Below are 24,086 nucleotides of genomic sequence, written 5' to 3' on the forward strand. Positions count from 1 at the left end.
CTAGGTGCTAGGTGCTAGGTGCTAACAAAATATTTTAATAATTAAGCTGGCAGTGCCAGCTTTTTTGCGTTTATACGGATACTTTTCATAAATGTTCTAATGTACTTTCATTTAAAAAACGACTTAGCTTTCTCAGATTTAAGCCCTCATTTATTTCTCATTCTTTCCTCTTTGTGCAATAAAATTTTAGTGAATTATTCACAAAGAAATTAAGGTTCGCTGCGCTTAAAGAGCTAGCCTACGCAAATAGAACCGATTTGATAAATTATTGGCTCTATTCGTTTCACTGCAGTGCCCTTCCTTTTAATACATAATCATTTTGACAGCGGTTACTAGCAACAATGCGGCGAAGATTTTTTTGACTAACGTGACTGGTAAGTGATGGGTGGCTTTGGCGCCTAACGGGGCGGTAAACCAGGATGTGCAAATAATACCGAATAACGCTGGTAAATACACAAATCCAGCAAATCCATCTTCTAGTGCAAAATGGCAGCTGCCTGAGCTGATGTAACCAATTGAACCAAATAATGCGATAACAATGCCGCATGCGGATGCACACCCTATGGCTTTTTTCATATCGACTGAGAAAAACGTTAACAATGGTACCAAAAGCGCGCCTCCGCCAATACCGATCATCGCAGACAAGCCGCCGGTGATCGTGGTCATAATGGTTAACACACTTTTATTGGGCATGCCACGCTCAACCGATGGCTCACGCTTGTTACTTACAAACATCTTTATCGCAATAAGTACCACTGTGATAGCAAACACTAAGCGAACAACCTGCTCAGGTAATAGTGCCGCTATAAAGCCACTGATAAGCGCCCCCAGTGCAACGCCCGTCATTACCCAAGGAGCAAGAGTCCATGGAACATTGCCATTTTTATGATGTGCGATTGCGGAAGACGTTGATGTAAATAATATTGATACTAATGACGTTGCAATTGCGGCAATAACGACTTGCTCAGCTGGTAGAATTTCAAAATGCAGTAAAATAATACTCAACACAGGAACAATAACCAGCCCGCCCCCAATACCTAGCAGCCCTGCTAAAAAACCTACGCCACAGCCAAGTAAGGCGCAGTATAAAATCAACATTATCAATTCACTCATTGCGTTATCTCTTATTATAATTTGGGAGCACTCATGCTAAATGAATGCGGTTCTATTTCCTATTGAGCTGCTATCACTCACCATATTAGCCGCGAGTATATCAATATAACTGATGTCTATTGATATATTTGGCTAAATTAAGCCCTGAATAATCCTCATGTTTTAGATGAAATAAATACAACTTACACATCTAGAAGTCTAAATGTCTGTAGGGCCAAGTTGAAACTCTTTTTTTTCAAGTGCCACTTCAGATAATTTATAGCTAATGGCGTGCAATATTATTAGTTGATGAATACAGCTCATGTTTTAGGTGAAATTAAACCGTTTTTATTCATGTATCGATCCACGTATAAATAGCTCAACTCTTAGAGGCAACACAGTTTTACAGCGGTTTTAATTAAGCCATCAGGCACAAAAACTGTGAACATCACTTACGAGATCAGTAACGTTAATCCGCTCAAGAGCACAGCATAAACGCAGGTTTTAAATCAGATAATTGGATATAGATCACTATGACTAAAGATTTCACATTTACTATTAAGAGTATTTGTCTCGATGAAAATTATCATCCAGCAGCTAATACACGTATCACTACCAATTTTGCAAACTTGGCCAGAGGCAGTTATCGTCAAGCAAACTTACGCAACGCCTTAAAAATGATCGATAACCGTTTTAATGCCTTGGCGCAGTGGGATAACCCAAAAGCGGATCGTTATTCTGTAGAGCTTGAAATCATCTCTGTTGATATGGATATTGCTGGCAGTGGTAATAGCTTTCCATCGATTGAAATATTGAAAACAAATATTGTTGATCATCACACTAACAAACGCATTGAAGGCATTGTAGGAAATAATTTTTCCTCCTATGTGCGCGACTATGATTTTAGTGTATTACTGCAAGAACATAATAAAGATCAGCCTAAATTTAGTATTCCTGATAACTTTGGCGAGCTGCATGGCAAACTATTTAAATATTTTATTAGTTCTGACAGCTACAAAAAGCACTTTAAAAAGCCGCCAGTAATATGCCTAAGTGTTTCGGATAACAAGACCTATCATCGTACTGAAAATCAGCACCCTGCGTTAGGTGTTGAATATCAGCCAAATGAACCGTCTTTGACTGAGCAATATTTCAAAAAAATGGGCTTGCAGGTGCGTTATTTTATGCCGCCAAATAGTGTAGCGCCCTTAGCCTTTTATTTTGTTGGTGATTTGCTAAATGATTACACTCATCTTGAGCTTATTAGCACTATTAGCACTATGGAGACATTTCAAAAAATCTACCGACCAGAGATCTATAATGCCAATGCGACTGCGGGGAAATCATATCAACCAAATTTGAAGAACCTAGATCATTCACTCACGCAAATTGTTTATGACCGTGAAGAGCGCAGTAAATTGGCGAATGAACAGGGGAAATTTGCTGAGCAGCACTTCATCAAGCCATATCAAACAGTGCTTGAGCAATGGTCTGCTAATTACGCGTAATAGCGAGTTCAATCGTTAGATTCAATCGCAACTTAAAAAGTTAACCCAAATAAATGGCATTATTTATTATGAAAACATCTATTAGCAAAACAATATTACCGACTTCAACTGCAGGCAGCTTACCTAAACCTTCATGGCTTGCAGAGCCGGAGACTCTTTGGTCACCTTGGAAACTTCAAGGTGATGAATTAATTGACGGCAAACACGATGCGTTACGGATCTCTCTGCAAGAGCAACAATGCGCAGGTATTGATATTGTCAGTGATGGCGAACAAACACGCCAACACTTTGTTACCACATTTATTGAGCACCTTAACGGTGTAGATTTTGAAAACCGTAAAACGGTGAGAATTCGTGACCGCTATGATGCCAGTGTACCGACAGTCATTGGACCTGTTAGTCGTATAAAACCGGTTTTTGTTGATGATGCTAAGTTTTTACGCAGCCAAACCAAAAAACCGATCAAATGGGCGCTACCAGGTCCTATGACTATGATAGATACACTTTATGATGACCATTATAAAAGCCGCGAACAGCTCGCTTGGGAATTTGCCAAAATTCTTAATCAAGAAGCCAAAGAACTAGAAGCTGCGGGGGTTGATATCATTCAATTTGATGAGCCTGCATTTAACGTGTTTTTTGATGAGGTAAATGATTGGGGAATTGCGTGTTTAGAAAAAGCCATTGAAGGCCTTAAATGCGAAACGGCCGTACATATTTGTTATGGTTATGGCATCAAAGCCAATACAGATTGGAAAAAAACGTTAGGCTCAGAATGGCGACAATACGAAGAAGCATTTCCAAAACTGCAGCAATCTAATATTGATATTATCTCATTAGAATGTCACAACTCTCATGTACCAATGGAACTACTTGAACTTATTCGCGGTAAAAAAGTAATGGTTGGCGCCATTGACGTTGCCACCAATACCATAGAAACACCTGAAGAAGTGGCAAATACGCTACGTAAAGCACTGCAGTTTGTCGATGCTGACAAGCTCTACCCGTGTACTAACTGTGGTATGGCCCCCCTACCTCGCGCAGTTGCAAGAGGTAAGCTCAATGCGTTAACCGCTGGCGCAGAGATTATTAGAAAAGAGCTGGCTCAAAGTAATTAAAATCTAATTTATTTCATGAGGTGGAGTAACCACCTCGTCCTAATTTATTTTCAACAATTACACTTACTACAAATACAATAAGCCTATATACACATAAAGTATTTAATACCCGCGCTTTTGCCAAAACTCAATTTCTGACATGGACTCTTGTTCAAACACTGAAAATGTTTTATCGGCAATCAGTTTACCGTTTAGCTCTATGGTCATGCGCCAGTCACCTATTTTATTGCTGATAGGTTGCCACAAGGTATCACCTAAGTAAAAGTGCCAGTCATTGTCTTTAACGTATTCAAAGCCGTCAAATGGTGGCATTACCTCACCATCAGCATCCGGTATGTCAGGATGATAAATACAATAATGAAGCTTTTCGCCTTTGGCTTTTTTAATATTAATGATAAAACCAAACTCCACATCGAGTTGTGCGGGTACTTTTGTGGTAAATGCTTGAATTTGCGGTAAGGCTTTTGATGATGAATCCCACTTTGTATAAATACCAAAGCTTTGCATAGTGATTGCGGGCTGAGTTTTTGCCATTATTTATCCTTTTTTTGATGCATTAGTTTAACGTATTTACACGGCAAAATTAAGCGCCAAAACGTTTAGGATCTTTAGGATAGAAAAAATCAGGCTGGCGATCACACAAGGCAAACTCACGGGTATTTTTGTAAGGTAGTTTCATAAACCCGGCAACCCCCACATCAGTAATGCTCACCGCATATTGCATCAACTTATTAAGCAAGCGCTTAAACTGTGCTTCTTTAGTGCCATCTAACAAACGATAGTAATGATGTATTTTCATTCTATCTGGTAAAGCTTCAAAAATAATGCAGCCGGTATGATGTATTTGGTTTAACTCAAATACGCATTTGATCACTTTTTTAGGTAGCTGCAGTTGCTCGTCCGGATCTTTACCGTCTTCAAAATAAGAATGTGGTCGGGTGACTTCTGAGCTTTTTAAATTCATTACCTCATAGTCAAGCTCTGGAAGTTGTTCAAACTTAAATGCCCCTGTGCCATCACGCTCCAGTTGAATGGTCTTTCTGGCATCAAATAAACAACACTTAAATAAGCCTTTTTGATGAATGCCTTGTGCCAACATCACGGTATTATTAACCGCTTGGGTAAAAGCATGGCCTAAACTTTCATCATGCATGATCAGTGATGATTCAACGAACAGTGATTCCTCTTTCCAATGAAAGCTTAAGCCCCCTACTACTGGATATTTTGCTAATCGGCTGATAGAGGCTAAAAATGCTTTTTCAGTATCACCGGTATCAAACAGGAATTCTTTATAATACCGGTCCAATTGAGCGTCATTTACATCAAGCAGTTGTTGATTGAGGTCGGCTTGGCGTAAAAATTGTTTACGTGAACTATAAACCACAGTATCAGGTAGTTCGTCATCGTTACCAAACCAAAATGGAATATTGGCTCGCACATCTTCAGCTAAATTGAGCTCTGGTAAATATGCTTTTGCCATAGCAGGCATATTACGTATAAAGTAATCACCCGCCCCGTCTCTTGTAATTTTATTTTTAGAGAGCATACCGTCAATCACTTTTGCAAGCTCCATAGGGAGCCCTAGTGAACTGGCTGGGATCACTTGCGCGCCAAATCGGCATGACTGTGCAGAAGCCAGTGCGTATAAGGTGGACGCCACGCCTTGCTCATCAAAACGCGGCGATGATTTAGCACCTGACATTTGCTCATCACCAATAAAATACACATCCCCCATCCGCGCATTGGTGGTACTTAAATCGCCAGACATTAAATCCATAAAGTTACTGGTGATTGGCTCGCCATTACTGTCTATTTGGGCATACACCGAGCTGCCCCAGTCCACCAGCGATAAGCCTTGGGTATGTTCATCCCACACTAGATTAGAGGGCTTGATATCGCCATGCACAATCGGTTGTGGCGTTATGCCATTTTGCTGAGTGCGTAGGTCTATTAATACATTACGTAGTTTTAGCGCTAAACTGGCGATTGCTGCTGCGCTAAAGCGGCCTTTTTTAAGTGATACTTTTTCTAAGTCTTCGCCCAGCGCGCGGGCCATCATTAAAATGCCCTGCTTTTTTATCCGTTCAAAAGCATAAAACTTAGGCACTAATGGGTTATCAACTTGCGAGAGCATATACGCTTCGTCCTCAAGTCGATCACGTACACTTTGCGCCAAGGTGATACGTGAAAATTTAAACACCCAAGGAAGTTTACGCTCATCTAAACCCGCAAATACAAATCCAAAAGCACCCGAGCCAATCATTTCAACCTGGCTGTAGCCTAAATTAGTGAGTTGCTTAATACAGATATTCAACCATTGGCGATGTTTTTTGGCGTCATGGTGCGAAAGCAAATAGACCGACTGCTCTTCATTGATATAAAAATTGCGGATTGCTTTGGTTTTCACTGCGAGGTCTCAACGTATTCTAAAAAATGTAAGGGATAAGGGTGAAGCTAGCTTATTGATTATTAATTTTTTAGTTCTAAATTTCTAGTCATTTAGCCTCAGCTTAGCGTGTCCTGACATTTTGCGCAAAAAAAGTGTAAAAAGGCAATGTGTGTTAAAAAAATAATGCACCCAACTCACTAAACGACAAGTGATACTCCTTATTCATGGTAATTACTTAGTTAGATATTACAGACTTTCTGATTGGTAAAATAAAAGAAAAAAAGCCGCGTGATCAGTAAACTGATCACAACAGCTTTTAACAACCAGAATCGTTATAAATTAGAGTGCTTGTTCAAGCTCTGGTAGCACATCAAATAAATCTGCTACTAAACCATAATCTGCCACTTGGAAGATTGGCGCATCGGGATCTTTATTGATAGCCACAATCACTTTAGAGTCTTTCATACCCGCTAAGTGCTGAATTGCGCCACTAATGCCTACGGCAATATATAAGTTAGGCGCAACGATCTTACCGGTTTGACCCACTTGCATATCGTTTGGCACAAAGCCTGCGTCAACCGCAGCACGAGACGCACCAATTGCCGCGCCTAGTTTATCGGCAATACCATTAAGTAATGAAAAGTTCTCGCCATTTTGCATACCGCGTCCACCTGATATAACCACTTGCGCAGCAGTTAACTCTGGGCGCTCAGATTCGGTTTGCTCAACACTTACAAATGCGCTTAATTCACTGCTAAACACAGAATCAACAACACGACTCTCAGCGGGAGCTTGCTCACCTTGCAGATCAAAGCTACTTGCACGAACGGTGATCACTTTTTTGCTATCCAGTGATTTTACAGTTGCGATGGCATTACCTGCATAGATTGGACGTTTAAATGTATCAGCGTCAACCACATCAATGATTTCTGAAATTTGTGCAACATCAAGTAATGCGGCAACACGTGGCATGAAATTTTTGCCCGTTGTAGTGGCACTAGCAACAAGATGCGAATAATCTGGCGCAAGCGATAACACTAAATCTGCGATGTTTTCAGCTAACTGATGCGCATACTCACTATGATCAGCCACCAGCACGGTGTTTACACCTGCAATACTGGCCACTATTTCACTCATTGGTGCTACGTTTTCACCAGCAATTAGTACATCAACAGCAAAACCAAGCTTTAATGCTGCGTTTATGGTTTTAGAAGTTTCAGGCTTTAAACTGCCATTGTCATGATCTGCTATAACTAATGTTTTCATTTAAATCACCTTCGCTTGTGTTTTTAATAAATCAACTAACTGGGCTACATCATCAACAATGATACCGCCACTGCGTTTTGCCGGTTCATGTACCGCAACAAGTTCGATACGCGGGGTTAAGTCTACACCTAAGCTATCAGCTGCAATTACCTCAAGTGGTTTACGTTTGGCTTTCATAATATTTGGCAATGATGCATAACGGGGTTCATTCAAACGTAAGTCTGTTGTGACTACGGCCGGTAACTTTAATGCCACTGTTTGTAAACCGCCATCAACTTCACGCGTCACATTAACAGTGCCATTTGCTATGTCGACCTTTGATGCAAACGTACCTTGCCCGCGCCCAGTAAGAGCCGCCAGCATTTGACCTGTTTGATTGTTATCTGAATCAATCGACTGTTTACCTAAAATCACCAGTTCAGGGGCTTCTTGCTCGACGATTTTAGCAAGCAGCTTTGCAACGTGCAGTGATTCTAATTTTTCGTCAGTCTCAATATGAATCGCTTTATCGGCGCCCAGTGCCAGAGCTGTACGTAATTGTTCTTGAGATGCTTTAGCACCAATGGTTACAGCAATCACTTCAGTGGCAGTGCCCGCCTCTTTTAAGCGGATAGCTTCTTCAATGGCAATTTCGCAAAATGGGTTAAGTGCCATTTTCACATTAGTTAGATCAACGTCGCTATTATCTGCTTTAACGCGTGCTTTTACGTTGTAGTCGATAACTCTTTTTATTGGAACGAGAACTTTCATAGGAACTCCATAATTATTTAAACCTACAAGCTAACGTGTACGTCAACCTATTTATTTTATGAAATCAGACTACTTCCTGTTGACGTAAACGTCAACCTAAAATAACCTTAAACTATTCATCGCCTGTAACGTTTCATTTGCAAGTATGAAATTGCCCTCGTAAAGGCACAGGTCCGTCACATAAAAGAGGTTAATATGGTCGAACGCGAAACCATGGAATTTGATGTCGTTATTGTCGGCGCAGGCCCTGCAGGCTTAGCTACCGCCATACGATTAGCGCAACAAGCACAAGAAAAACAACAAGAGTGCATGATCTGCGTGGTTGAAAAAGGCTCCGAAGTGGGCGCCCATATATTATCGGGCGCAGTATTTGAAACCACCGCTTTGGACGAGTTACTGCCCAATTGGCAAGAACTTGGCGCACCAGTGACCACTAAAGTAACCAGTGATGAAATATATTGGTTTAATAATGACAGCAAAGCCACCGCTATCCCTCACTTTGCCGCACCTAAAACATTTCATAATTCTGATAACTATATTGTCTCTATGGGTAATGTATGCCGCTGGCTTGCAGAGCAAGCAGAAAACCTAGGGGTTGAGATTTTCCCAGGTTTTAGCGCACACTCACTGATTATTGAAGATGACACAGTAAAAGGCATTATTACCGGCGATATGGGCCTTGATAGCAATGGCAATGAAAAAGATGGCTTTATGCCTGGCATGGAACTTCGTGCTAAATACACTGTATTTGCTGAAGGTTGTCGTGGTCACTTAGGTAAACAGCTGATCACTCAATTTGCACTTGATCAAGATGCCTCACCGCAACATTATGGTTTAGGCTTTAAAGAAATTTGGCAAATCGATCCTGCTAAACACAAGCAAGGCACGGTAGTTCATGGCACCGGTTGGCCCTTAAGTGCAGATACTAACGGTGGTGCGTTTATGTACCACAGTGATAATAATCAAGTTGTAGTCGGCTTAATTGTTGATTTAAATTACTCAAACCCGCATTTAAGCCCGTTTGATGAATTTCAGCGCATGAAACACCACCCAATCTTTAAAGATGTATTAGCCGGTGGTGAACGTATTGCTTATGGCGCTCGTGCGATTGCAAAAGGTGGCTTACACTCATTACCAAAAATGCACTTCCCGGGTGGTTTGTTGGTCGGCTGTGATGCTGGCACCTTGAATTTTGCCAAAATCAAAGGCAACCACACAGCGATGAAGTCAGGTATGATTGCCGCTGAGGTGATCTTTAGCGCGCTTACAAACGAGCAACAGCATACTGACTTAGTTGACTACAGCGAAGCATTTAAACAAAGCTGGGCTTATAAAGAGCTATACCAATCACGTAACTTTGGCCCTGTGATGCATAAGCTAGGAAAATTTCTTGGTGGTGCGTATAACACCCTTGATCAAAATATTTTTGCAGGGGCATTACCTTTTACTTTTAAAGATAATATCCCAGATCACGCAACGCTAGTTGATAAAAATCAGGCCAGTGTCATTAATTACCCGAAGCCTGATGGTCAACTCAGCTTTGATAAATTATCTTCGGTGTTTTTATCAAATACCAATCATGAAGAATCTCAGCCGTGTCATTTAAAACTAAAAAATAGCGCTATTCCTATCGATGTTAACTTAGTTAAATTTGACGAGCCTGCTCAGCGCTATTGCCCGGCGGGTGTGTATGAGATACAGCAAATTGCTGGCAAAGACGAGTTTGTGATCAATGCACAAAACTGCGTGCATTGTAAAACCTGCGATATTAAAGATCCGAGCCAAAACATCACCTGGGTAACACCTGAGGGAGCCGGTGGTCCCAACTACCCAAATATGTAATCTAAATACAATTAAAGCGCTTGATACAGCGTAAAAATAATATTTTACATATAAGTTATAAACCTATCCTAAATTGCAGGGGCTTCGGCCCCTTTTTTGCGCTATGCTAATAAGAATTATATATGAGTGAGATATTTTTATGCCGTCGTCTAATGTTGTATTCCGTTTTTTAGCAGAGCCCACCGATGTGAATTTTGGCGGGAAGGTTCATGGCGGTGTCGTCATGAAGTGGATTGACCAAGCAGGTTATGCCTGCGCTGCTGGTTGGAGTGGTCATTACTGTGTCACTGTATCTGTCGCTGGGGTTAAATTTCGTCGCCCAATTCTAGTTGGTCAAATTGTTGAAGTTGAAGCTAAAATTGCCCACACTGGCAAAACCAGTATGCAAATCTTTATACAAGTTCGCTGTGGCGATCCGAAAACGCGTAATTTAGTTGAGACTAACCACTGTGTAATTAGCTTTGTTGCCATGGACGAAACAGGTTACCCCGTAGCAGTGCCAGAATACATCGCAGTGAGTAATGAAGACAAAAAATTAGAAAACTACGCAATTAAGATGAAAGAGATTGCCATAGAAACTGAAACTTTATTGCATAAATCAGAACCCTGATCACCTAAACTATCTATCTGTAAAAGCTACATCCTAGTCAGAAATATTTTCTCCAGCCAAACTGAACGAGCGTTTAAATAGCGCTCATTGGTATACTTTATATGCTATAAAAGACTATAACTGGCTGTTTTTAAGCCAAATTAATCATGGCACGCACCATGCAATATTAAAATTAACCGGTAATTTAAAGGTTATATTTTTATTTTGTAAAGGAGCTATTAAATGATTAAATCAATTTCACTTTCTGCTATCTCATTAGCATTGTTAGGTTTTAATACTGCAGCTAGTGCAGAAACAACAAACATGGATTACCCTCGCGTATATACAGGTATTGGCTATGGTCAATACTCATTCAAATTTGAAGACTCTGATGACGACATCGATTTTGATGATGATTCACAAATGCTTAAGGGTTACGTTGGTACGCAATTTAATAAGTATTTAAGTTTAGAGCTTGCCTATCAAAACTTTGATGAAGTAAGCGATATTGATAGCTATGCTGAAGTTGATGGTGTGTCTTTGGCCGCACGGTTAGCTGCCCCTATTACGGATAGCTTCTCTGTCTATGCTAAAGGTGGTTGGCTAGAATGGGATGCTGAGGTAACCAGCGACCTTCCTGCTATTGGTAAGATATCAGCAGATCAAAGTGGAGGCGATGTATTTTATGGTGCAGGTATCGAGTACGCATTCACCACCAACATGCAGGTACGCTTTGAGTATGAACGCTATGAACTAAAAGATGAAATTGATCCAGAAATGGATGTAGCATCGGTTTCATTCCAATATATGTTCTAAGAAATGCTTAACCTATTTTGAGGTTATTTAGCAGTAAAAGGCAGCTTCGAGCTGCCTTTTTTGTTGTTAGCGGTTAGAATATCGTATCTTTAACAGTAATTGAGTTTCATGAGCGATTTTCAACTAACGGCTATTGGCCATATTCAATCTCCTTATAAACAAAAGTTCGCCATTCCTCGCCAACCGCGTTTAGTTCCACAAGCAAAAGCTAAGTTGGTATTTGCTGCTGATTTTAACCGTGAAGAATTTGTTCGTGGTTTAGATGAATTTAGCCATATTTGGTTATTGTTTCGCTTTCATGAAACTGCAGATAAAGGCTACTCAGCCATGGTTAGACCACCGCGTTTAGGCGGTAATGAGCGCAAAGGCGTATTCGCCACACGCGCGACCTTTAGACCCAATGCCATAGGCATGAGTGCCGTCAAACTTGAAGGCATAGAGTATAAAAATGGCCAGCTGTGTTTATTATTGGCAGGCATAGATTTACTTGATGGCACCCCGATTTTAGACATCAAACCATATTTACCTTATTCAGATGCCATGGTTGATGCCACTGCAGGCTTTGCTGACACGCGCCCAGAAACGCAAATGACCGTTGAGTTTAGCCCGCAAGTGCAGGCGTTTATTGAACAGCAAACCAACTTCCCACAGTTGCATGACTTTATTAGTAATGTACTTAAGCAAGATCCTCGCCCTGCCTATAAAAAGCAAAAAGAGGGTGAACAAAGTTATGGAATGACCTTGTATGATTTTAATATCCGTTGGCAAGTAAACGACGAGCATAACTATGTCACTAGCATAGAAAAAAGTTAGAAAAACACACTTAGCGCTTTAGTGTAAAAGCAACCGCTGCTAAACTGAGTGCCCAATTGAAATAATAATTTTATAACTATCGGAATAAACATGCGTACCAGTCAATATATACTCGCAACACTTAAAGAAACGCCATCAGATGCTGAAATTGTATCGCATCAATTAATGTTAAGAGCGGGCATGATCCGTCGCGTCGCGTCGGGCCTATATACTTGGTTACCCTCTGGATTACGCGTGTTACGAAAAGTCGAAAACATTGTGCGTGAAGAAATGGACAAATCAGGTGCAATCGAAATGTTGATGCCTGTTATTCAACCTGCGGATCTATGGGAAGAGTCTGGCCGTTGGGAGCAGTTTGGCCCAGAACTTATGCGTTTTACTGACCGTCACAATCGTACTTTCGCGTTAGGACCAACCCATGAAGAAGTGATCACTGACTTTGTTCGTAAAGAAGTAAGTTCGTATAAACAATTACCGCTTACTTTGTATCAAGTACAAACAAAAGTGCGCGACGAACGTCGTCCTCGTTTTGGGGTTATGCGCGCGCGTGAATTTACTATGAAAGATGCCTATTCATTTCATTTAAGTGAAGAATGTTTAGATGCAACTTATCAAGTAATGCACAAAGCATACTGTAATATATTCGATCGCTTAGGCCTTGATTACCGTCCTGTTATTGCTGATACCGGCTCTATAGGTGGTAGTGTATCTCATGAATTTCATGTGTTAGCTGAATCAGGTGAAGATGCTATCGCCTTTAGTGATAAAAGTGACTACGCAGCAAACATCGAAAAAGCAGAAGCATTAGCGCCAAGTGAAGCGCGCCCTGCTGCCGCAAAAGAATTAAAAGCATTCCCAACGCCTGATGCGAAAACTATCGACGAGCTAAAGAAACACTATGGTGTTAAACCTCATCGCAGTGTTAAAACACTGATTGTTTACGGCGCGCCAAATGAAGATGGTCAACGTGGTTTAGTTGCATTAGTAATACGTGGCGATCATGAGCTTAACGAACTTAAAGCTGAAAAACATCCATTAGTAGATTCTCCACTGGAAATGGCAAACGAGGCTGACATAATTGCAGCCATTGGTGCTAAACCGGGTTCATTAGGCCCTGTTGGCTTAATCATGCCAATTTTAGTAGACCGTACAGCCAACGTAATGGCTGATTTTGTAGCCGGTGCTAACAAAGATGACGAGCATTACAGCGGTATTAACTGGGATCGCGATGTAACTGAGTATGAAGTTGCTGATCTACGTAATATTGTCGAAGGTGATCCTAGTCCATGTGGTAATGGTACTTTACATATTAAACGCGGTATTGAAGTTGGCCATATCTTCCAGCTTGGTACTAAGTATTCAGAAGCGATGAAAGCGGGAGTATTAAACGAAAGCGGTAAAAACCAAATAATGACTATGGGTTGTTATGGTATTGGTGTATCGCGTATTGTCGCAGCGGCTATTGAACAAAATAATGATCAATACGGTATTATTTGGCCACAGCCAATCGCCCCGTTCGATTTAGCTATTGTGCCAATGAATATGCATAAATCGCATCGTATACCAGATATCGCTAATAACCTTTACGACGGTTTAAAAGCCGCAGGCTTAGACGTGTTATTTGATGACCGTAAAGAGCGCCCAGGTGTGATGTTTAACGACATGGAATTACTCGGTGTACCTTTCACGTTGGTAATTGGTGAGCGTAATCTTGATGAAAACAAGGTTGAGCTGAAAAATCGCCGTACCGGTGAAAAACTAATGATAGATATTGATAGCGCTGTTGAAGCAATCAAAGCGGCCATGAACGCTTAATCATCAGCACCCTCTGTAACAAAAAAACCGCGAAATGCGGTTTTTTTGTTTTTGCACGATCATTAATTGTCATAGATGTTTCGTCAAACAGTCTTATAAACGTCATTCAAGTTGCTTAACTTTGTTGTTATTACACCGTGAGTAACCTCCTATGCACGACATCGAAAAAAGTGATAAAAAGTACTACCCAGCCGTTTGGATCTCCGATGTACATTTAGGCTATAAAGATTGTCGAGCAGATTACCTACTCGACTTTTTAAATAGTATTGAGTGCGATACCCTTTATCTAGTGGGTGACATCGTCGATTTATGGTCTATGAAGCGAAGTTTTTATTGGCATCCTAGTCACTATCAAGTATTAGCCTGTATTCAAGCCAAAGCAGTTCAAGGTACTCGAGTGATTTATATTCCCGGCAATCACGATGAAACATTCCGGCACTACGTCAATAACAGCCTATTTGGTATTGAAGTCCACCAGCAGTTTATTCACACAACCAAAGCCAACAAACGATTTCTTCTGGTTCACGGTGATGATTTTGACTCAGCAACTAGGTATAACAAACTGATCAGTATTGCCGGTGATACAGGTTATGACTTTTTACTGTTTTTAAATCGCTGGACTAATCGTATTCGACGCCTATATGGTGGTAACTATTGGTCACTTGCTGCTTGGATAAAAGCCCGCGTTCATAAAGCGCGTGAAGCAATAGAGGCATTTGAAAATGCTGCTATTCATGAGGCTAAAAAGCAAGGCGTAGACGGTATTATTTGCGGTCATATTCATCACCCACAACTCAAAGTCGTTGATGGCATTGTTTACTGTAATGATGGCGATTGGATAGAAAGTTGTACCGCAGTAGTAGAGCAAGAAAATGGTCGTATCGAATTGCTACACTGGTCTGACACTCAAACAGTGATTAATTCTGCTGATATTACCAAACTTAATCAAAATCTTGGTGGACCAAAGGCTAAACCTGAAAAATCAGCAGCTTAAAATTTAGACTGTGTGGTTTATTTTAACCACATAGCTAATTTGTCTTTCAAAACTTTTGGCTTTATGGGTTTGGTAATATAATCATTCATACCAGCTGTAATACAGCGTTCTCTGTCACCTGCCATAGCGCTGGCAGTCATAGCGATAATAGGCACTTTCGCATAGTCAGCACCAGCTTTGTTGCTGCGAATTGCAGAGGTCGTGTCATAGCCATTGAGGTTTGGCATTTGGCAATCCATTAAAATTAGATCAAATAAAGCTGTTTGCTCTGTATTTAATATTTCTAGCGCATCGAGGCCATCACTGGCACATACAATAGTGACACCGGTATTTTTTAATATTGCTTTGGCAACTTCAAGGTTGATCATATTATCATCAACCAATAACACCTTAAAATTTGAGAAATCGTATTCAACATATTCTGTTTGCTCACTACCTTGGCTAGCAACCAAAAAACTATTATTAACACCAAACAAACTTGCTAACTTATAGCTAAATTGATCTTGAGTAAGCGGCTTATTAAGTACATGGCAATTTTCAGGCACCTGCTCTTTGGCTTTTTTACTAAGCAGTAAATCCCGCAAGATTAATACATATTTTTTATTCTGCTTATTACATAAATTAATCAGTGTTTGTAAGTATGGGTGATCATTATCAACAACCAGTAAATCAACTTTTAACTCTTGATATTGTGCTTGGTAGTCAAATCGTTGAATATTATTGGCCGCTACTTGGCAATTTTTAATCAATAAATTAGTGACATTGTTATATACACTGTCGCTATCTATCAGCACGCCAACCTGAATATCTTTTGCCAACTCAACGGCTGTATTGAGCTTTTTCTCAGCTGCAATATGTAATTGCACTTGCGCTGTAAAACAGCTTCCCTGGCCCTTTTCACTGGTGACGCTAATATCACCGCCCATCAATTGTGCCAACTTACGACAAATTGACAAACCAAGCCCTGTACCACCAAAGTGGCGAGTGGTACTGGTGTCCTCTTGGGTAAAGGCCTCAAACAACTTATCGATATTTTTTTCAGCAATGCCGATGCCTGAATCTTCAATAACAAAGCTCATTAATAACTTTTCTTCAGTAAGATACTGACATCCAAGAGTCAAACTGACTTCACCTTGATGGGTAAATTTGAATGCATTATTAAGTAAGTTTATTAATATTTGTTTTAATCGGTGGCTATCTCCTACTAACATACGATCAATAACTTTATCGGTATGCAAAAACACTTCTAAGCCTTTACGCTGGGCTTGTAATGCCATAGAGGTGATCATATCACTGCATACAGTAATCACATCAAAACTGTGATTATCAATATCAAGTTTACCTGCTTCTATTTTTGAAAAATCCAAGATGTCATTAATTAATGTCATTAATGAGTTAGCGCTGCTATTGGCCAGCTCTAGGTATTGCTGTTGCTGTTGCGTTAGTGTGTCTTCTTTGAGCATTTCCAGCATCCCTAATACACCATTCATAGGGGTACGTATTTCATGGGAAATGTTAGCAATAAAATCACTTTTCGATTTACTGGCTGCCAACGCTTGTTCAATCGCACTTTCAAGTTCAGTTGTGCGTTGGCGAACCTTTTGCTCTAACGTACTATTGAGTTTTTCAAGCTCTACTTGAGTCTGTTTAAGTGAATTGATGTTTCGTAAAATCGCTGCAACCTGGTGGCGCTGGGTAAAAATATCAAACACGCTAGTAAGTGTAATTGAGTAAAAGTGTTGTTGATCCTGCGGATCAGTATACACGCCTTCAAATGATGGTTTTGACCCCTGCGCTATGGTTTCATCAATACATGAATTATCACTTTCAGCAAGCGTAAATAATTGCGTGAATTTGGTGTGATCAATAATGATATCAAAGAACTGCAACGCTGTTTTATTGGCATTACTGATAAGCCCATCCTCTTGTACTGTTAAGATTGCATCGAGGGAATTTTCAATAATCTTGTTATTACGCTCCTTCAAGGAGTGAAACTCTAATTTGCGGTTTATATACCTTTGGTATAACCACACTAATAACCACAAAGCAGTGAAAAGTGAAATAATTACCAGCACAAAATGATCACGACGCTTAGCAACGTCTTTTGCCAAAATATCGGTATTAATTGATACCGCAAGTTCAAGGGGCAACATGCTAATGTTATTTTCTAAACTAATACGTTGTTTTAAATAATAATGGCTTGGTAAATCATGAAAAGGTAAAGTCGCTTGGCTGCTCATATCTTGGCTTTGACTAAATACACTTGACCAAGTAATGTCTTGACCAAACTCAAAACCAAATCGCAGTTTAGGATCTGGGTGAAATAAAAACTGCTGCTGATCATTTAACAGATAAACATCAACCCCAGCAGGTGAACTAAAAGTAACACTATTAAATAACTCATCAGCAAAATAATTGGTTACTAATACAGCAAACACTGCTCCTTGTTTATTAAATACCGGCTTAGCAACTCGGTAGGTACTCACGTAGGGGATCTGAATTTGGCCATGCTCTCGATTATAGTTAATCGGTGATATATAGACAGATTCACTATCTAACCTGCTGGCATTAAGCATGTAATCCCGCTGCCCTTTTTGTTGTAATAAGTCTCCCTCTAGGCGAACCAAAGCATCATTGATCCTATCAACACGGACAATTTCTTGACCATTATCAGCAAGGGTAATATATCTGGCTTGTAATAGCTGCGGGTCAGTGCGCATAAAGCCACTAAATATTTCAGCTAAGCGCGTTTGCCATATTGCGATGGGAGTATTTAATAGTGGATCAATAAGGTTATTTGCAGCGGCTCGGCTGATGCCACTGATAGGCGGTGTGGCATTTAAAAAGTTGATTGACGAAACACTGTCTTTTAAATGTCCTTTTAACATCAGTGCTTTTGTATCAAGCTCTTGCTGTAGTGTGGTTTGGGCAACCTGGTAAACATCTTTGCGTACTTTCAGCTCAAATATATATAAAGCAGGTATTGCGAGGATGAAAAAAAACAGCAATGCTAATAAAGAAAGTTTATTACTGCGAAATAAATTAAAAAATGTCAGTGAGTTGCGCATCAAAATTGCCAGTTTGCTTTCAAATACAAACTACATTATAGAGCAATTAAAAAGTTATCTCTGCGCTTTTTATCGATTCTTAGTTTTTCTAAGGAAACTATAGTAATAAAAAATGACGAGCTAGCCCGTCATTTTTATTATTTAACTAAGAGTATTGTAACAACCACGCCCAGCCTACTTCTATATAATTTATTATCTAAATAAGACTTCTTCTTTATTAAACCATTTAACACAAAATGCTAATAGTGCACCGGCAACAATCACGGTCGCTAAAAAGATTAGTCCAAGTAACGTGTAATCAATCGTACCTTTGATAATTTCTTTAATCGCTAAAGCCACATTAGTAACCGGTATAAATGCGGTTTTAGCTGTTAGCTCAACATTCGGTAGTAAAGCAACAATGATAGGAAATATCACCCCCATACTCAGTGGTGTCATGTAATTCTGAGCTTCTTTAAAGCTACGCGCATAAATCGATATTGCTAACGCAAGAGAAGAAAAAATCGCGGCGACGGGTAATAAAATAATAAAAATGAGTGCCAAATCTAATACGCGTAATGAACTAAATGCTGTTTTTATCACATCCAAATCAATGAAAGAAATCGCGATACTGATCCAAACGCCCATACTCAACACGGTTATCGTTGTGGTGGCGATTGACGCTGCAAGTAAAGTAATAAATTTACCTAATACAAGTTGCGTACGGGTGATTGGTGTCAATAGTAACGTTTCTAATGTGCCGCGTTCTTTTTCACCTGCACCTAAATCAATTGCTGGGTATGTTGCTCCCATCAATACTAATGGGATCAGTAAGTAAGGGATAAAGCCGCCTATTTTCTCACCTAAATTTTCTCGTTTATCAGCAGTATCAACTTTTACAACTTTGATTGGATCAATAATTGCACTTTGTTGCTCAACTGAAACACCGTAGCTTAATAGTTTTTCAGCTCTTAGCTTATTACCAAATTCTTCAGCAAGCTCTTTTACTCTGTCGAATAAAAAGTTAATCGCTTTAGCATCGTTATAAACCACTTGCCACTGACTTTGTTTTGCGTCATCAAGGTTTTGTTTGGCATCTGCGGGTAAGAAAATACCCATATCAATGGTGCCGGCTTTAACGGCCTCTGTAAGCTCTGCAACTGTATTAAAGGTGTGATCACCTTTGTATAATTGAAAACTTTTATGATAAAAAACTTTATCTGTGAATGATTGCGCATATTCGCCATTGATAATGGCATAGGTATGAACTTTTTGTTCGGCTTCAAGTGTTGCTTGAGAACTAATAAATGCCATCACCGCAAATAATAATGGAAAGATAGCAACTGGTAATGCGACAATAAAAATGAGTGTTTTTTTATCTCGTAATAGCTCCTTTAATTCCTTTTTAAATACTTCAAACATTATTTTTCTCCGTCAATATATTCATAAACGCTTGATTAAGTTCGTCGCTTTTACCCACTTTTTTAAATTCGTCAAGACTGCCGTCAAAACAACTGATACCTTCGTTGATCACCGCAACGCGGTCACACAGTAGCGCTACTTCATCTAAATGATGGGTTGAAAATATAACAGGAGTCCCTTGCGCTTTAAGCCGTTTTATAAACTCGATCACCGTTTGAGTGGTCATAATGTCTAATCCAGTGGTCGGCTCATCAAGTACCACGACTGCCGGATGGTGCACAACTGCGCGGGCTATATTGGCTTTTTGCTTCATACCCGTTGATAAATTATCAGCACGTTTATCAATAAAGCTATGCATATCGAGTAAATCAAATAACTCTTCACACCGTGCTCTAATCGCGTCTTTACTCATACCGTGTAGTTTTGCAAAATATTCGATATTTTCTTTTACCGTTAAACGGCCATATAAACCGGTACTGCCAGATAGAAAACCAATAGACTTACGACCAAATAGTGGTTTTTTAATGATGTCTTCACCAGCAATAATTATTTGCCCTTCATCGGGTTTTAACGCAGTCGAGAGCATTCTTAGCGTGGTGGTTTTTCCTGCACCATTAGGGCCGAGTAAGCCCAGCACTTCGCCTTTATTACAATGAAAGCTGACATCTCGCACCGAATGAAAATAATCTTTATCTTCACGGGGATCTATTTTATCGACTTTGTTTTTTTTATGGTCTTTAGTTAGCTTAAATTTCTTTTTAAGCCCCGTAACTTCTATCATGTTCGTGTCCTTCGTTTTGGTCTAAAGTAATCCGTATTACTATAAAACTCGGGGTTATTATTATCATACCAGCCTGGTACGCCTAGCAGTGGTAATGGTGAGAGCTGGCTATTGTCCCTTAAACAGTTATCGACGCTAATCATCTCATAAAGGGTTTGATCAATATACTGATACTGCTGGGCTAAATCTTTACAAAATATGTCACTCGGTACTTTTACAAATAATGCTTTACCTGTCAGACCAATATACGGCTTTGTTAGCATTTCATAATTAGCGTGGCCGAACATAAATGGCGCAATGGTTTTACCCCACAACGCTCTTTGCTCAATAAATGCCTGCTGCCATTGATGATTTTTAAGTAACGCAGGCCAAACATTATCACTTACAGCAAGTACAACCCCACATTCATCAAACAAGGTTAAGGCATTGCGGTGTTTTGAGCGTACTTTAGTGCCGTGAAGTGTGATCTCTTCAACATGGCGTTGATTGATCAATGCTTTCGTTTTAGGAAATAAACACCAGATAAGTCCACCAAATAAGTCATGCCAATTTTGTTGTCGCGTTGGTACTTTACCGGTATCAAAAATGATTTGCTCATAATAGCGCTCTTCCTCACTAAAGCAGGCGTCTTCAACAAAGCGAATTGTTTGCTGATTTGCATTTTTAGCATCTAAAAATGATGAAATCCACGCACATTGCGGCCAGTCGGATAAACCGTTTAAAGAAAACAGTGTATTTAAATGGCTAAATGCACCATTTTCTAAACTGGCGCTATGCCATTGTTCGTAAGGGGTAAAACGCTTCATGAGTATCTTTAGCTTTACAATTATTATGGTTGGAGTTTACCGCAAAAACTGGTTCTCTTTAATAGAAGTTCTTATACTGAGCTCACTTAAAACAAAAAAAGAGCGACTATGAAACGTTATTTTTCTCTGACACTCCTTGCAACTGCGGTACTTGCAGGATGTGCAACAACAAGTCTCACCTCTGATGATGTTAGCAAAGGGTATAATTCAATCAATGCCCAACAACTCGCAGAGCATGTCAAAGTGCTTGCCTCCGATGAATTTGGAGGCCGCGCTCCATCTTCAAAAGGTGAAGAACTCACACTAGCTTACCTTACTGAAGAATTTAAAAAACTAGGTTATCAACCAGGTAATGGCGACAGCTTTTTACAAGAAGTTCCGTTGGTGTCTCTTGAAGCAGATCCAAACATGGTGTTAACTATCAGCGGCAAAGATTACCAGTATAAAAAAGACATGGTAATGGGCAGCAGTCGCATTAGCGAACGCCAAAGTATTAAAGACTCTGAACTGGTATTTGTTGGTTATGGTGTTAATGCCCCAGAATATAATTGGAATGATTACGCAGGTTTAGATGTTAAGGGTAAAACTGTGGTGATTTTAGTCAACGACCCTGGTTTTGCCACTAAAGATCCTGCTTTGTTTACCGGTGATGCCATGACTTACTATGGCCGTTGGACTTACAAATACGAAGAAGCCAGCCGTCAAGGTGCTGCTGGGGCTATCATCGTTCATGAAACTGCACCTGCCTCTTACCCTTGGTCTGTGGTTGAAAACTCATGGAGCGGCGAGCAGTTTGGTTTTCAAAAAGAAAACAATAATATGGACAGAGTCGCTGTTGAAGGTTGGGTAACCACAGAGGTTGCTAACGAGCTTTTCACTAAAGCAGGTTTAGATTTTGCCAGTGCGAAAGCCAATGCAGCAAAAGGTGCTTATCATGTTGATATGGGCGATTTAACGGCGTCTGTTGCGGTTAAAAACACCATCAAAAAATCAATTTCATATAACTTCATTGCGACTTTACCCGGTAGTGAAAAACCAGATGAGCATATTATATACTCAGCACACTGGGATCACTTAGGTACTGATAAAAACCGTAAAGGCGACCAAATCTACAATGGAGCACATGATAATGCGACAGGCACTGCAGGCTTAATTGAAGTAGCTGAAGCGTTTGCAAGCTTACCAAAGCACCCTAGCCGCTCAATGACTTTCTTGGCAGTGACAGCTGAAGAGCAAGGTTTATTAGGATCTAAGTATTATGCTGCACACCCAGTGATAGCAGCAAATAAGACAGTCGCTAATATTAATATGGATAGCTTGAACTTGCTAGGCAAAGTAAAAGATATCAGCGTGGTTGGTATTGGTAAATCAGAAATGGACTCGCTATTAGCACAGGCAGCTAATACACAAGGGCGCACGGTATCCGGCGATCCTAAACCATCTTCAGGCGGGTACTATCGCTCTGATCATTTTGCTTTCGCCAACATGGGTATTCCAGCGATGTATGCGGGTGGTGGCAGTGAAGCACTTGACGAAGATACGGCTAATTATCGTAAACGCATGAGCTTAGTGCTACGTGGTTGTTACCATCAACCATGTGACAGATACCGTGATGAATGGGATCTATCGGGAGCTGTACAAGACTTACAACTGTTTTATCAAGTAGGTTTTGATATTTCAGAGCAACCACAATGGCCCAAATGGAATGCGAACTCAGAATTCCAAAGAAAATAACGCAAATGATATTGATTTTCATTTAATTTAAATCTAAAGTGCAACTTAGATAGTTTTTAGGTTGCACTTATGTTTTCACTTTCACTGCCCAAAATTAGTTTTCCAGCGTCCACACATTTTATTACCAGTAATAAACGGCTGCTATTACCGCTATTGTTGTTGTGTTGTTTAGCTTATGCTCCTTTGCGAGCAATGACATTGACGGCAATGAGTGATGCGTTTTTTCAAGTTAGTATATTTGTTGCCGTCACTTTATTTATCTATTACTACGCCATCGATCGGTTGCCTCACTTAGAGCTTGGCTATTTAAGCCAAAAATCACCCTTGTTAGAAATTAGTTTTGCTTCACTACTAGGAGCTTTACCTGGCTGCGGAGGCGCTATCATAGTAGTGACACAATTTACCAAAGGACAAGCGAGCTTTGGCTCTATCGTTGCTGTATTAACAGCGACCATGGGGGATGCTGCATTTTTACTATTAGCAACGAAGCCGCTTGAAGGCTTACTTATTATGATTATTGGCCTAAGCGTTGGTATTATCAGCGGATCCTTAGTCAATGCATTTCATAAGCAAGATTATCTTCGCCCAGCAAAAAATGATTATGCTGATGAGTGCTTAAATCAGCCTAGTAAGGCAATTATAGTCAGTAAATCAATTTGGCAAATTATTATGATGCCCAGTCTTATTGTGGCAATAATGATTGCTTTCAATACTGACTTTTCAGCCTTTGATGCTCTACTTGCTGAATCAATAACCTTATTTGGCGCTATTATGGCGCTATTGGCTGTTACCACTTGGGCGCTGTCGTCTAAAGGTCAAAGCTATCAACAAGTAACTTCAGAAGAAGAGACTATAACGCCCCCTTCAAAGCTATATAAAGTTTTGCAAGACACCCATTTTGTTACGGCATGGGTAGTTGCCTCATTTATGCTATTTGAGTTATTAGTAACATTTGCCGGTGTGGATTTAAAAGCCTGGTTTACTCACTATGCATACTTAGCGCCTTTAATTGCCGTTTTGATTGGTTTTTTACCTGGCTGTGGACCACAAATAGTGGTAACTACATTGTATATTCAAGGCATCATTCCCTTTAGTGCCTTAGCTGCGAATGCAATATCAAATGACGGCGATGCCCTTTTCCCTGCAATCGCAATGGCACCACGTGCCGCATTTGTGGCAACAATATATTCGGCAATTCCCGCTTTACTCGTTGGCTATGGCTTATATTTCTTTGGGGTGTAAGTCACTGACATAAAAAAGCTCAGCGACTGCTGAGCTTTGATAAAATGAATAATTAAGAGCTA

Annotated in this window: 19 protein-coding genes; 10 read left to right on the top strand and 9 right to left on the bottom strand. The window is 40.1% G+C overall.

The window, feature by feature from the left end:
• Positions 1–303 precede the first annotated feature (303 nt).
• On the bottom strand, positions 304–1,113 hold the full coding sequence (locus H5154_RS06835) for a sulfite exporter TauE/SafE family protein (protein WP_182717839.1): 810 nt from the start codon (positions 1,111–1,113) through the stop codon (positions 304–306).
• A gap of 512 nt (positions 1,114–1,625) precedes the next feature.
• Between H5154_RS06835 and H5154_RS06840 the strand changes: the two genes are divergently transcribed.
• Positions 1,626–2,600, top strand: coding sequence for a DUF1852 domain-containing protein (locus H5154_RS06840; protein WP_182717840.1), 975 nt, complete (start codon positions 1,626–1,628; stop codon positions 2,598–2,600).
• Between the two features lie 68 nt (positions 2,601–2,668).
• Complete coding sequence (locus tag H5154_RS06845; protein WP_182717841.1) at positions 2,669–3,718, top strand: methionine synthase; 1,050 nt, start codon at positions 2,669–2,671, stop codon at positions 3,716–3,718.
• 102 nt (positions 3,719–3,820) lie between these two features.
• Here the strand turns inward: H5154_RS06845 and H5154_RS06850 are convergent, their stop codons facing one another.
• The 4 genes from H5154_RS06850 to H5154_RS06865 form a co-directional block, all read right to left on the bottom strand.
• Complete coding sequence (locus H5154_RS06850; RefSeq protein ID WP_182717842.1) at positions 3,821–4,252, bottom strand: DUF3859 domain-containing protein; 432 nt, start codon at positions 4,250–4,252, stop codon at positions 3,821–3,823.
• Between the two features lie 49 nt (positions 4,253–4,301).
• On the bottom strand, positions 4,302–6,125 hold the full coding sequence (locus tag H5154_RS06855; RefSeq protein WP_182717843.1) for a protein kinase domain-containing protein: 1,824 nt from the start codon (positions 6,123–6,125) through the stop codon (positions 4,302–4,304).
• Between the two features lie 321 nt (positions 6,126–6,446).
• On the bottom strand, positions 6,447–7,373 hold the full coding sequence (locus tag H5154_RS06860) for an electron transfer flavoprotein subunit alpha/FixB family protein (RefSeq protein WP_182717844.1): 927 nt from the start codon (positions 7,371–7,373) through the stop codon (positions 6,447–6,449).
• The gene (locus tag H5154_RS06865; RefSeq protein ID WP_149981096.1) at positions 7,374–8,123 is read right to left on the bottom strand and encodes an electron transfer flavoprotein subunit beta/FixA family protein; all 750 of its coding nucleotides are present in this window, start codon (positions 8,121–8,123) and stop codon (positions 7,374–7,376) included. It lies immediately after the preceding gene.
• A gap of 195 nt (positions 8,124–8,318) precedes the next feature.
• Here H5154_RS06865 and H5154_RS06870 point away from each other — a divergent pair, with 195 nt between their 5' ends.
• From H5154_RS06870 to H5154_RS06895, 6 genes are all read left to right on the top strand, one after another.
• Positions 8,319–9,965 (top strand): electron transfer flavoprotein-ubiquinone oxidoreductase, encoded by a 1,647-nt coding sequence (locus H5154_RS06870; RefSeq protein ID WP_182717845.1) that lies wholly within the window; start codon positions 8,319–8,321, stop codon positions 9,963–9,965.
• Positions 9,966–10,104: 139 nt separating this feature from the next.
• Entirely contained in the window at positions 10,105–10,575 is a 471-nt protein-coding gene (locus tag H5154_RS06875) for an acyl-CoA thioesterase (RefSeq protein ID WP_145233918.1), read from the top strand.
• A 222-nt stretch (positions 10,576–10,797) separates the two neighbouring features.
• Positions 10,798–11,370, top strand: coding sequence for an outer membrane beta-barrel protein (locus H5154_RS06880; RefSeq protein ID WP_182717846.1), 573 nt, complete (start codon positions 10,798–10,800; stop codon positions 11,368–11,370).
• A 108-nt stretch (positions 11,371–11,478) separates the two neighbouring features.
• Positions 11,479–12,183, top strand: coding sequence for a tRNA (N6-threonylcarbamoyladenosine(37)-N6)-methyltransferase TrmO (gene tsaA, locus H5154_RS06885; RefSeq protein WP_182717847.1), 705 nt, complete (start codon positions 11,479–11,481; stop codon positions 12,181–12,183).
• Positions 12,184–12,273: 90 nt separating this feature from the next.
• Positions 12,274–13,998, top strand: a complete 1,725-nt coding sequence (locus tag H5154_RS06890; protein WP_182717848.1) for a proline--tRNA ligase — start codon at positions 12,274–12,276, stop codon at positions 13,996–13,998.
• A gap of 151 nt (positions 13,999–14,149) precedes the next feature.
• Entirely contained in the window at positions 14,150–14,992 is an 843-nt protein-coding gene (locus H5154_RS06895) for a UDP-2,3-diacylglucosamine diphosphatase (protein WP_182717849.1), read from the top strand.
• 17 nt (positions 14,993–15,009) lie between these two features.
• On the opposite strand, the gene H5154_RS06900 is transcribed toward H5154_RS06895, so the two are convergent.
• The 4 genes from H5154_RS06900 to H5154_RS06915 all read right to left on the bottom strand — a co-directional run bounded on the left by H5154_RS06900 (position 15,010) and on the right by H5154_RS06915 (position 21,048).
• On the bottom strand, positions 15,010–18,060 hold the full coding sequence (locus H5154_RS06900; RefSeq protein WP_182717850.1) for an ATP-binding protein: 3,051 nt from the start codon (positions 18,058–18,060) through the stop codon (positions 15,010–15,012).
• Positions 18,061–18,252: 192 nt separating this feature from the next.
• Positions 18,253–19,461, bottom strand: a complete 1,209-nt coding sequence (locus H5154_RS06905) for an ABC transporter permease (protein WP_182717851.1) — start codon at positions 19,459–19,461, stop codon at positions 18,253–18,255.
• Positions 19,454–20,242: an ATP-binding cassette domain-containing protein gene (locus tag H5154_RS06910; protein WP_182717852.1), complete on the bottom strand. Its 789-nt coding sequence runs from the start codon at positions 20,240–20,242 to the stop codon at positions 19,454–19,456. The genes H5154_RS06905 and H5154_RS06910 overlap by 8 nt, the downstream gene beginning before the upstream one ends.
• On the bottom strand, positions 20,239–21,048 hold the full coding sequence (locus tag H5154_RS06915; RefSeq protein WP_182717853.1) for a DUF3025 domain-containing protein: 810 nt from the start codon (positions 21,046–21,048) through the stop codon (positions 20,239–20,241). Before H5154_RS06915 ends, H5154_RS06910 begins: the two co-directional genes overlap by 4 nt.
• Before the next feature lie 108 nt (positions 21,049–21,156).
• Between H5154_RS06915 and H5154_RS06920 the strand changes: the two genes are divergently transcribed.
• The gene (locus tag H5154_RS06920) at positions 21,157–22,782 is read left to right on the top strand and encodes a M28 family metallopeptidase (RefSeq protein ID WP_182717854.1); all 1,626 of its coding nucleotides are present in this window, start codon (positions 21,157–21,159) and stop codon (positions 22,780–22,782) included.
• 69 nt (positions 22,783–22,851) lie between these two features.
• On the top strand, positions 22,852–24,024 hold the full coding sequence (locus H5154_RS06925; RefSeq protein WP_149981085.1) for a putative manganese transporter: 1,173 nt from the start codon (positions 22,852–22,854) through the stop codon (positions 24,022–24,024).
• Positions 24,025–24,086: the final 62 nt, after the last annotated feature.

This window comes from Pseudoalteromonas sp. SR44-5, from assembly GCF_014163675.1.
GTDB classification, from domain to species: domain Bacteria; phylum Pseudomonadota; class Gammaproteobacteria; order Enterobacterales; family Alteromonadaceae; genus Pseudoalteromonas; species Pseudoalteromonas rhizosphaerae.

Bases quoted from the DNA above. Each gene is read 5' to 3' on its own strand.
- H5154_RS06900 (WP_182717850.1), bottom strand. From the start codon at position 18,060: ATGCGCAACTCACTGACATTTTTTAATTTATTTCGCAGTAATAAACTT.
- H5154_RS06845 (WP_182717841.1), top strand. From the start codon at position 2,669: ATGAAAACATCTATTAGCAAAACAATATTACCGACTTCAACTGCAGGC.
- H5154_RS06875 (WP_145233918.1), top strand. From the start codon at position 10,105: ATGCCGTCGTCTAATGTTGTATTCCGTTTTTTAGCAGAGCCCACCGAT.
- H5154_RS06870 (WP_182717845.1), top strand. From the start codon at position 8,319: ATGGTCGAACGCGAAACCATGGAATTTGATGTCGTTATTGTCGGCGCA.
- H5154_RS06925 (WP_149981085.1), top strand. From the start codon at position 22,852: ATGTTTTCACTTTCACTGCCCAAAATTAGTTTTCCAGCGTCCACACAT.
- H5154_RS06835 (WP_182717839.1), bottom strand. From the start codon at position 1,113: ATGAGTGAATTGATAATGTTGATTTTATACTGCGCCTTACTTGGCTGT.
- H5154_RS06850 (WP_182717842.1), bottom strand. From the start codon at position 4,252: ATGGCAAAAACTCAGCCCGCAATCACTATGCAAAGCTTTGGTATTTAT.
- tsaA (WP_182717847.1), top strand. From the start codon at position 11,479: ATGAGCGATTTTCAACTAACGGCTATTGGCCATATTCAATCTCCTTAT.
- H5154_RS06840 (WP_182717840.1), top strand. From the start codon at position 1,626: ATGACTAAAGATTTCACATTTACTATTAAGAGTATTTGTCTCGATGAA.
- H5154_RS06890 (WP_182717848.1), top strand. From the start codon at position 12,274: ATGCGTACCAGTCAATATATACTCGCAACACTTAAAGAAACGCCATCA.
- H5154_RS06865 (WP_149981096.1), bottom strand. From the start codon at position 8,123: ATGAAAGTTCTCGTTCCAATAAAAAGAGTTATCGACTACAACGTAAAA.
- H5154_RS06915 (WP_182717853.1), bottom strand. From the start codon at position 21,048: ATGAAGCGTTTTACCCCTTACGAACAATGGCATAGCGCCAGTTTAGAA.
- H5154_RS06880 (WP_182717846.1), top strand. From the start codon at position 10,798: ATGATTAAATCAATTTCACTTTCTGCTATCTCATTAGCATTGTTAGGT.
- H5154_RS06905 (WP_182717851.1), bottom strand. From the start codon at position 19,461: ATGTTTGAAGTATTTAAAAAGGAATTAAAGGAGCTATTACGAGATAAA.
- H5154_RS06920 (WP_182717854.1), top strand. From the start codon at position 21,157: ATGAAACGTTATTTTTCTCTGACACTCCTTGCAACTGCGGTACTTGCA.
- H5154_RS06860 (WP_182717844.1), bottom strand. From the start codon at position 7,373: ATGAAAACATTAGTTATAGCAGATCATGACAATGGCAGTTTAAAGCCT.
- H5154_RS06895 (WP_182717849.1), top strand. From the start codon at position 14,150: ATGCACGACATCGAAAAAAGTGATAAAAAGTACTACCCAGCCGTTTGG.
- H5154_RS06910 (WP_182717852.1), bottom strand. From the start codon at position 20,242: ATGATAGAAGTTACGGGGCTTAAAAAGAAATTTAAGCTAACTAAAGAC.